Origin of the sequence: Streptomyces sp. URMC 123 (assembly GCF_051386515.1) — a bacterium.
GTDB lineage: Bacteria > Actinomycetota > Actinomycetes > Streptomycetales > Streptomycetaceae > Streptomyces.
This window is the reverse complement of record NZ_JBPQTV010000249.1, coordinates 1-9,525: the sequence shown is the minus strand read 5'-3', so window position 1 is coordinate 9,525 and position 9,525 is coordinate 1. Positions and strand designations below refer to the sequence as shown.

At 75.2% G+C, this 9,525-nt stretch carries 6 protein-coding genes; 4 read left to right on the top strand and 2 right to left on the bottom strand.

Going from position 1 to position 9,525, the window contains the following annotated elements; translation table 11 throughout:
* Nucleotides 1–459 precede the first annotated feature (459 nt).
* Complete coding sequence (locus ACSNOD_RS23560; RefSeq protein WP_436769027.1) at nt 460–3,519, top strand: AAA family ATPase; 3,060 nt, start codon at nt 460–462, stop codon at nt 3,517–3,519.
* A 548-nt stretch (nt 3,520–4,067) separates the two neighbouring features.
* Entirely contained in the window at nt 4,068–6,443 is a 2,376-nt protein-coding gene (locus tag ACSNOD_RS23555) for an MMPL family transporter (protein ID WP_436769026.1), read from the top strand.
* A gap of 44 nt (nt 6,444–6,487) precedes the next feature.
* Here ACSNOD_RS23555 and ACSNOD_RS23550 read toward each other — a convergent pair whose 3' ends face one another.
* Nucleotides 6,488–7,030, bottom strand: coding sequence for an MOSC domain-containing protein (locus tag ACSNOD_RS23550; protein ID WP_436769025.1), 543 nt, complete (start codon nt 7,028–7,030; stop codon nt 6,488–6,490).
* Nucleotides 7,031–7,103: 73 nt separating this feature from the next.
* On the opposite strand from ACSNOD_RS23550, the gene ACSNOD_RS23545 reads away from it, so the two are divergent.
* Complete coding sequence (locus tag ACSNOD_RS23545) at nt 7,104–7,535, top strand: GNAT family N-acetyltransferase (RefSeq protein WP_436769024.1); 432 nt, start codon at nt 7,104–7,106, stop codon at nt 7,533–7,535.
* A 198-nt stretch (nt 7,536–7,733) separates the two neighbouring features.
* On the opposite strand, the gene ACSNOD_RS23540 is transcribed toward ACSNOD_RS23545, so the two are convergent.
* Nucleotides 7,734–8,771 (bottom strand): D-alanine--D-alanine ligase family protein, encoded by a 1,038-nt coding sequence (locus ACSNOD_RS23540; RefSeq protein ID WP_436769023.1) that lies wholly within the window; start codon nt 8,769–8,771, stop codon nt 7,734–7,736.
* 102 nt (nt 8,772–8,873) lie between these two features.
* Here ACSNOD_RS23540 and ACSNOD_RS23535 point away from each other — a divergent pair, with 102 nt between their 5' ends.
* Nucleotides 8,874–9,473: a TetR/AcrR family transcriptional regulator gene (locus ACSNOD_RS23535; RefSeq protein WP_436769022.1), complete on the top strand. Its 600-nt coding sequence runs from the start codon at nt 8,874–8,876 to the stop codon at nt 9,471–9,473.
* The last annotated feature ends 52 nt before the right edge of the window (nt 9,474–9,525 follow it).

Sequence of the window (9,525 nt, the reverse complement as noted above, 5' to 3'; positions counted from 1 at the left end):
AGCTTCGTCCGCGATGCACCGCCGGCGCCAGGGGACGTGAACCGGCCGCGACTCCGACACCACTGGAACCGCTGGAACCCGTCGGCACGCCGCCACCCCACTCCTCCGCTTGCCGCGAGCCCTCACCCCCGCGCGGCCGGTTCACGTCCCCTGGCGCCGGCGGTGCCTCGCGGACGAAGCTCCGCCGAGGGCCTCCTGGGTGCCGGCGGCCCGGCGCGCGGTGTCGGCGGCCCGGCGCCGTGTCAGCGGCCTCGCGCGGTGTCGGCGGCCCGGCAGGGTGTCGGGACAGGCTCCGACTATGCGGCACGGCGCGGGCGTCCGCATCTGTCGTTCGACGGGGGTCGCGCCCAGGTCGGTCCGCGAAGGGAATGCGACAAATTCCGGTTTCGCTGAACTCCTGGGCGCGGCCATCCGTCAACTGACGTGTAGTCGGCCATGGGGCGAGGGGAGGCGACCGCGATGCTGATCGGGCGGGAACACGAGCGGCGTGAGCTGTTCGCCGTGGTCACGGGCGTGCGCGAGGCCACCGGCGCGGCGCTCGTGCTGCGCGGGCCGGCCGGCATCGGCAAGAGCACGCTGCTCGCCGATCTGGTGCGGCGGGCGCACGCCGAGGTCAGGGTGTTGCCCGCGGAGGGCGTGGAGAGCGAGATCGAGCTGCCGTTCGCGTCCCTGCACCAGTTGCTCCGACCCCTCCTGGCCGGGCTCCCCCGGCTCCCCGGCCCCCAGGCCACCGCCCTGCGGGCGGCGTTCGGCATGGACACCACCGCCGGCACGGACCGCTTCCTGGTGGCGCTGGCCGCGCTCGGCCTGCTCTCGGAGGTGGCACGCGAGGCGCCCCTGCTGCTGGTCGTGGACGACGCCCAGTGGCTGGACTCGGCGTCGGCGGACGCGCTGGTGTTCGTGGCCCGGCGGCTGGGCGGCGAGCGGGTGGCGGCGGTGTTCGCGGCGCGCGACGGCGCCCGCCCGTTCGCCGCGCCGGGCGTGCCCGAGCTACGGGTGTGTCCGCTGCCCGCGGAGTCGGCGCGGCTGTTGCTGGACCGGTCGCTGCCGAGCGCGGCGCCGGCCGTGCGGGAGCGGCTGCTGCGCGAGGCGGAGGGCAATCCGCTGGCCCTGCGGGAACTGCCGGGCGCGCTGAGCCCCGGTCAGCTGGCGGGCCGCGCGCCCCTGCCGGAGGAGCTGGCGCTCACGGACCGGCTGCAGCAGATCTTCCACTACCGGGCGAGCGACCTGCCGACCGGGCGCGGGGACGTGCTCCTGCTGGTCGCGGCGGAGAACGGCGGCGATCTGGCGACGGTGCTGGCGGCGGCCGAGGCGCCGGCGGGCCCCCGGAGCGAGGGCGGCGGGGCGGCGGGCGCGACGACGGGAGGTTACGGGAGCGGCGAGGCGGCGGGCCCGACCGCGGCAGGGCGTTGGGGCGACGGCGCGGCGATGGGGACCCTGTGCGCGGCGGCGTCCGCCGGTCTGATCCATCTCGACCAGCAACGGGTGCGCTTCCGGCACCCCTTGATCCGCTCGGCCGTCTACCAGCACGCGACGCTCGGCGAGCGGCGGGCCGCCCATCTCGCCCTGGCCCGCGCCCTCGGCACGGCGGACGACCGGCACGTGTGGCACCTGGCGGCCGCGACCGTGGGCACGGACGACTCCGTCGCGCGGCTGCTGGGCGAGGTGGCCGGGCGGGCCCGGCGGGCCGGGGGCGTGGCCAGCGCGGCGCGCGCCCTGCGCCGCGCCGCCGCGCTGGCCCCCTCCCCGCGGGACACCGCGCACTGGCTGATCGAGGCCGCGGACTGCGCGTGGGCGGCCGCCGACCCCGCCCAGGCCGAAGCGCTCCTCCAGGAGGCGGAGTCGCTGACGGCGGACCCCGGGCCGCGGGCCCGCGCGGCCCGGGTGCGCGGCGCCATCGCGCACGCCAGCAGCGACCCCGCGCTCGCCTGCTCGATTCTGCTGCGCGGTGCCCGTCCCGTGCTCGGCTCCGAGCCCGAACTGGCCGAGGAGCTGCTGGTGATGGCGGCCCGTTCGGCGTGGGTGGCCAACGCGCCGGCGCGGCTCACGGAGATCGCCGATCTGCTGGAGCGGCCGCCGGCCGACCCGGCGAACGGCACGGCCGGCATGGACAGCACGACCGAGAGGAGCACGCGGAGCGAAACGGCCGGCACGGCCGAGAGGATCACGGAAAGCGGCACGGCCTGGAGGAGCACGGGGGCCGGGGCGACCGGAAGGAGCACGGAAAGCGGGGCCGGGGGCACGAGCAGCGCGTGCGCCCTCGCCGGCCAACTGGCCGCCCACTTCCGTCATCTCGGCAGCCTGGCGCCCCGGGAGACCGCCGACGGCGTGCGGCCCCCGCCGCTGCCCGCCCGGGACGTCGAGCGGGACCGCATGACCTGGTTGTCGGCCGAGGACCCCAGGCCCTGGGTGTGGCCCCCGGTGTTCCTGCCGTGTCTGATGGGCGACACCGAGGGCATGCTGGACGCCCACCGAGCCGCCGTCGACTCCTTGCGGGCCAAAGGGGCGGCCGGGGCCCTGCCGATGTCCCTCGCCCCGCTGGTGGCCCTCCAGCTCGCCACCGGCCAGTGGCCGGACGCCACCACCCACGGCGAGGAGGCGCTCGTCCTGGCGGACGGGACCGGCCAGTTGGGGGCCGCCGCTCATCTGCGGGCCATGCTCGCCTGGCTGAGGGCCGCCCGGGGCGACTCGGCGGGCTGCCGTGAACTCGTCGAGGACTCGCTGGCCGTCTCGATGCCCCGCCGGATCGCCTCGGCGGTGGCCCTGGCGCACTGGGCCATGGGGCTGAGCGCCCTCGCCGAGCGGCAGTCCCGGCACGCCGCGCAGGCTCTCGGCGAGGTCGCCGCCGCGCGGGGGCCCGCGGCGCACTTCATGGTCCGCTGGCTGGTCCTGCCGGACCTCGTGGAGGCGTGCGTGCGCTGCGGCGAGCCGGAACGGGCGGGCGCCGCGCTCCGGGAGTTCGAGGAGCGGGCCGTGCCCGACCGCCGGGCCCATCTGCGCGGGCCGTGGCTGCGGTGTCGCGCCCTGCTGGCGCCCGGCGAGGAGGCCGACGCGCTCTTCCGCGGGGCGCTGGCGGCCCCCTGGTCATCGCCGTTCGAGATCGGGCGGGTGCATCTGCTGTACGGGGAGTGGCTGCGCCGCGCCCGCCGCGTCAAGACCGCCCGCGCGCATCTGCACCAGGCGCTGGGCTACCTGGGCACCGTCGGCGCGCTGCCGTGGGCGGAGCTGGCCCGCCAGGAACTGCGCGCGGCGGGCGACCGTACGACCGCGGAGCCGCCCACCGCGGCCGATCCGGCGCGGTCGGCGGGTTCGGCGGGTTCGGCGGGTTCGGTGGTTTCGGTGGGCCTGACGCCCCGGGAGCTCCAGATCACGCGGCTCGCGGCGCAGGGCCTGAGCAACCGCGAGATCGCGGCGCGCCTCTTCCTGAGCCCGCGCACCGTCGGCTACCACCTGTACAAGGTCTTCCCGAAGGTGGGCGTCACCTCGCGCAGCCAGCTCTACGGGATGACGTTCGGCTGAGGGCGCGCGATCGGCGGCCGTGTCGGTCCGGACGGCGGTCCGGCTTCCCGGGCCCAGCGCGGCGGTGCGCCCGCGATATGACGCCGCATCAGCACACGCGGCCACCGGCACGCGTGCGCGAGAGCTCACTCGTTCAGCCGACAGCCGGGCGGCGGCGACGTACCGATCAGGTGACCCGGGCATGCCCTGCATAACGGAAAGTCACCATTTCAGGAGGTTTCACATGCGACTTCGCCGTTTTCTCACCCTCGTGACCACCACGGCCGCGCTGCTCGCGTACAGCTCGGCCCAGTCCACGTACGCCACGGGCATCGACCTCACGACCGCCCTCACAGTCGTCTGACACCGGAGCGCCCTCCCCGCGCTCGATCGGTCAGGGGGTCGCAGGGCCCGCCCGCCCGCGGCGGGCCCGATCCACGATGACGCGCGGCACACACGTGTCCCGCCCACGGCACACACCACCAGTCGAGATCACCAACCTCGGCGCCGCCATGAACGTCCTCGCCTGATCCCGGGGACCGCGGCACGGAAAGAAGGGGGATTCGGGCGTGCGGACCGGTGCGAGGGGTGACGCCGGGAGCGAGGCGGGCAGCGGCGGCGGCACCGTGAACGGCGCCCCCGCACCGCCCCCGGGAGACGCGAGGCGGCGGGGCGCGCTGGTCCTCGCGGCGGTCGGGCTGCTGACCCTGCTCATGGCGGTGGTGGGCGTGGACGGCCTGGGCCGGCTGAGCAACAGCGGCTTCATCCCGTACGACGCGCCCGTCCGCGCGGACAACGCGGAGCTCGCCGCCCGCTATCGCGCCGGCGGGGCCGACCTCGTCCTGTTGGTGCGGGCCGCGTCGGGCGTGGACTCCCCGGGCGCGGCCGAGCGCGGCCGGGAGCTGGAGCGGCGCGTCGCCCGCTCGAAGGGGGTGCTGTCGACCGCGTCGCACTGGTCGGCCGGCGATCCCGCGCTCCGGTCCCGCGACGGCCGGGCCGCGCTGATCACCGTCGACCTCAGCGGCGGCGACGCCACCGTGACCCGTACCGCGGAGCGGCTCGTGCCCGCCCTCACCGGGCGCCGGGGGCCGGTCGAGGTCTCGGCGGGCGGCCCGGCGTGGGTGAGCGTCCAGGGCATGCGCGAGAGCCGGCGCGACCTGCTGCTCGCGGAGCTGATCGCGGTGCCGCTGAGCGCCCTCGTGCTGCTCTACGTGTTCCGCTCGCTCGTCGCGGCGCTGCTGCCGCTGATCACGGGGTTGGTGGCGGTGGCCGGCACCCTGGCCGCGCTGCGCGCGCTGATGTCGTTCATGGACGTCTCCGTGTACGCCGCCAACATGGCGGGCGCGCTCGGCTTCGCCCTCGCCGTGGACTACGGCCTGTTCGTGGTCACCCGCTTCCGCGAGGAGCGGGCGGCCGGTGCCGGCCTGGAGGAGGCGGTGGCGCGCGGGGTGCGCACGGCGGGCCGCGCCGTCGTCGTCTCCGCGTGTGTCGTCGCCCTGTCGCTGTGTGCCCTCTTCGTCTTCCCCTTCGGGTTCCTGCACTCCGTGGCCTGGGCGGGCATCGCGGTGGTGCTGCTGTCGGCGGCGGCCACGGTGGTCCTGGTGCCCGTGCTGTTGACGATGTGCGGGCGGCACATCGACCGCTGGGACCTGTTCCACCGGCTGCGCCGGCGCCCGCGCGGCCGAGGTGGTCCGGACCTTCGTACCGGCCCACAAGGCGGTCCGGACACCCGCACCGGCCCACGAGGCGGCGCGGCCGTGCGTACCGGCCCACGGGCCGGGGAGGGGCTCGTATGGCGGCGGGTCGCCCAGGTGGTGTGCCGGCGGCCAATCCCGTGCGCCGCCGCGGCCGCGGCCCTGCTCGCCCTGCTCGTGCTCCCCTTCGGGCACGCCGCGTTCGGCCCGAGCGACGCCCGAATCCTGCCGGCCGACCGCGAGCCGCACCGCGTGGCGCGGGAGATCGAGCGCGACTTCGCGCACCCCGTGGAGCGGCAGGTGACCGTCGGGCTGCCCGGGGCGGTCTCGCACGGCGCGCTCGACCGGTACGCGCGGCGCGTGGCCGCGCTGCCGGGCGCGGCCGAGGCGCGCACCACGACGGGCCGCTACCGCGGGGACGAGCACGTCCCGCCCGCCGCCGGCGACGTACGGGCCGAGGGGCGGCCGGCCCGGCCGCTGGTCCAGGTCACCTCCCGGGAGCAGCCGTACGCCGAGTCCTCGCGGCGGCTGGTGCGCGCGATCCGGGCGCTGCCCGCGGCCGCCGCTCCGGCGGGTTCTTCGGCCGCCGAGGATTCCTCGGCCTCCTCCGGCAGGAGCCTGGTCACCGGGGAGGCGGCACGCGCCGTGGACACCGCCGACGCGCTCCGACGCGCCCTGCCGCTCTGCTGCGCCCTGGCCGCCGCGGTCACCCTGATGCTGCTGGCCTGGTTCACCCGCAGCCTGCTGATCCCGGTGAAGGCCGTCCTGGTGGCCGCGGTGAGCCTGACGGCCTGCCTGGGCTGCCTGGTGTTCGTCTTCCAGGACGGCCATCTGCGCGCGCTGACCGGCGACTTCACCGTCACCGGCCGTCTGGACGGCTGCGTCGTGCTGCTCGTGCTGATCGTGGCCTACGGGCTGTCGGTGGACTACGAGGTGTTCCTGCTCTCCCGCATCCGCGAGGAGTACCTCGTGAGCGGTGACAACACGGCCGCGGTGATCCACGGGGTGGAGCGCACCGGCCGTGTGATCACCGCGGCCTCGCTGATCGTCGTCTCGGCCATGGCGGCCCTGGCGACCTCGGGGGTGACCCTGCTCAAGGTGATCGGCGCGGGGCTCGCCGTCGGGGTGCTGGTGGACGCCACCGTGGTGCGCGGCGTGCTCGTACCGGCCCTCATGACCCTGACCGGCCGGGCCAACTGGTGGCTGCCCGGCCTCCGGCGGCGGCCTCGATCCCGTCGAGGAGAACGGTGAGGGGGAGCCGTCGGCGCCGTGTCATGACCTGCCCGTGAGCGGTCTCAGACCCGCTCCAGGGGCCGATGCGGCCCGCTGGGCAGCTCCACCGTGATGGGGTCGCCGGGGCGCACCGTACCGCCCTCCTTCACGATGCTCATGATGCCGGCCTTGCGCACCACGTTTCCGGCCTCGTCACGGCCGACGAGTCGCTTCAGCAACCCGCCCTGGAAGGCGTCGATCTGCGCACAGGGGTTGCGCAGGCCGGTCACCTGGAGGACTGCCGCATCGCCGACGCGCAGCAGGGTGTCGACGGGCAGGGCGAGCAGATCGATGCCGCGGGTGGTGATGTTCTCGCCGAGTTCGCCGGGCACGACCGAGAATCCTTCCTCGCCGACCTCTGCGAAGAGCTCCTCGTGGATGAGGTGCACCTGGCGCAGGTTCGGGCGGGTGGGGTCCTGCGCGAGGCGCGAGCGGTGCTTGACCGTCACACCGGCGTGGACGTCGCCCTCCACACCGAGCCCGGCGAGCAGCGTGATGCTGTCCCGGTTCGGCTTGGTGAACGAGTACGCGCCGTTGCTGCTGACCGCCGTCACTGTCCCGCTCATGCCTCGGCCCCCCCTTTTTTTTCGGTCTTTTTCCATCGTCGCGCCGCAGCGCCCAGCACTACCATGCATGACCATGATCACTCATAGGGAAGACGGTTACGAGCTCTCCACCGATCCGGACCGCGTGGACATCGATCTGGTGCACCACTGGCTCTCGACGGACGCGTTCTGGGCTCTGGGCCGCAGCCGCGAAACGGTCGAGCGGTCGATCCGCGCGTCCCTCAACTTCGGTCTGTACGACGCCGGCGGGGCGCAGGTCGCCTACGCGCGCGTCGTCACGGACCTGGTGACCTTCGCCTGGCTCTGTGATGTCTACGTCGACCCCGCGCACCGCGGCAAGGGGCTCGGCACGTGGCTGGCCACCGCGGTCCGCGACCACCTGGCCCCCTACAAGGTCAAGCGGGTGCTGCTCTCGACCCTCGACGCCCACGAGGTCTACGCGAAGGCCGGTTTCGTCCCCTTCCCCGACCCTCAGCACTTGATGGTCCTGACCCCCGCGCACTGAGCGCGTGCGGGGGTCCCTTGTTCGCATGTCCGACCCGATTGCCGCCGCCGGCGGACGGATACGGACGGATACGGCGGCGCGGCGCGTGTATGTGGATCTCCGGGGCCGTGGGGTTCGGGCGGTTGCGCGTCCGCCACGCGCGGCGTTGAGGTTCCGGCCGGGAGGCGAAGCGGCGCCCGTCGCGGTATCCGACCGCGCTCAGCGCGTCGCGAGGTCGAGGATGCGCTGGATCAGGTCGGGGTAGGTCCAACCGGCCCCGGCTGCCGCGAGCGGCACCAGGCTCGTCGCCGTCAGGCCCGGGAGCGCGTTGACTTCGATGCACATCGGCTCGCCGGCGGCGTCGCAGCGGAAGTCCGTGCGCGAGTAGGAGTCCCCGGCGAACCCCAGCGCCCGGTGCGCGCCCAGGGCCAGGTCCCGCAGCCGGGACGCGAAGGCCGCCGGGACCCGCGCGGGGCACACCTCGCTCACCGCTCCGGGCTGGTACTTGGCCGCGTAGTCGAACACCGGCGTGGTCAGCTCGATCTCGATCACCGGGAGCACCTGGTCGCCGACCACGGCGACGGTGAACTCGCGCCCCGGCAGGAACGGCTCCACCAGCAGCTCGATCCCCCGCGAGCGCACCTCGGAGGCGACCCGGTCCAGTTCCGGCAGCGAGTCGACCCGGTGCACCGACACGCTCGACCCGTCCGCCACCGGCTTGACCACCACCGGGCCCGCCGCCACCAGCCGCTGTACGTTCTCGGGAACGTCGCCGGCCCCGGGCCGCCACAGCGCGCGTTCGACCACGGGGAGCCCCGCCGCGCCGAGCACCGCCTGCGCCCGGCCCTTGTGCCAGGCCGCCGCGCACGCCGCGCTGCCCGCGCCGGTGAACGGGACGCCCGCCATTTCCAGCAGGGCCTGCACATGCCCGTCCTCGCCCCAGCCGCCGTGGAGCGCCAGGAAGACGATGTCGGCGTCGCGCAGGAGGTCCAGGACCCGACCGCCCGTCAGGGCCGCGTGCATGCGCTGCCGCCACTGCCGCTGCTCGGACAGCGACGGCGGCTCCTTCGCGACGGCGACGTGGTCGACCGGGTCGCCGGGGCGCAGCGGCCCGGCCAGGACCGGCTCCACCGCGGCCGGGTCGACCAGCACCACTTCGTGGCCCCGCTCCAGCAGGGCCCGGGCGACCGACCGCCCCGAGGCCAGGGAAACGTCCCGCTCGGAGCTCTCTCCACCACACAAGATCACAGTACGCATGCCCGGATTCTGCCCCACCGGGAAGCGGCGGACGACGACATCCCGGCCGACCGGCCGACCGCGTATTGCACTGATCGTTCCAGAACCGCTAGAGTTCCGATCATGGCCCGACCGAGGACGTTCGACGAGGAACGGGCCCTGGACGCGGCGATGCGCGCCTTCTGGGCGAAGGGCTACGAGGCCACCTCGACCCAGGACCTGTGCGACGCCACCGGCCTGGGCCGCAGCAGCATCTACAACACCTTCACCAGCAAGCACCATCTGTTCCGGCGTGCCCTGGCCCGCTACATCGACGCCATGACCGGCGCGCAGCTGGAGCTCCTGGAGGACGGCGAGCGCTCGGCGAGCGACCGCCTGCGCGCCTTCTTCGCCATGGTGATCGACAGCGACGCCGCGGCCCGCCGGGACGGGCGCGGCCTGGGCTGCCTGACCGTCAACAGCGTCGTCGAGCTCGCCGGGCGCGACGCGGAGGCGACCCGCATGCTCGACCGCGATCTGGAGCGTCGGCTGGCCGCGCTGCGGGCGGTGGTGGAGACCGGGCAGCGTGACGGCGACATCGCCGCCGAGCGCGACGCGCACGCGCTCGCCCTCTTCCTCAACGCGGTGACCGGGGGCATCCGGATCGCGGGGCAGGGCGGCGCGGACCGCGCCGCCCTGGAGGCCATCGCGGCCACCGCGCTCGACGCCCTGCGCCCCACCTGACACCTCCCCACCTGACCCCTCCCCCACCGGGCCATCCCGCCCGGGCCCGCAC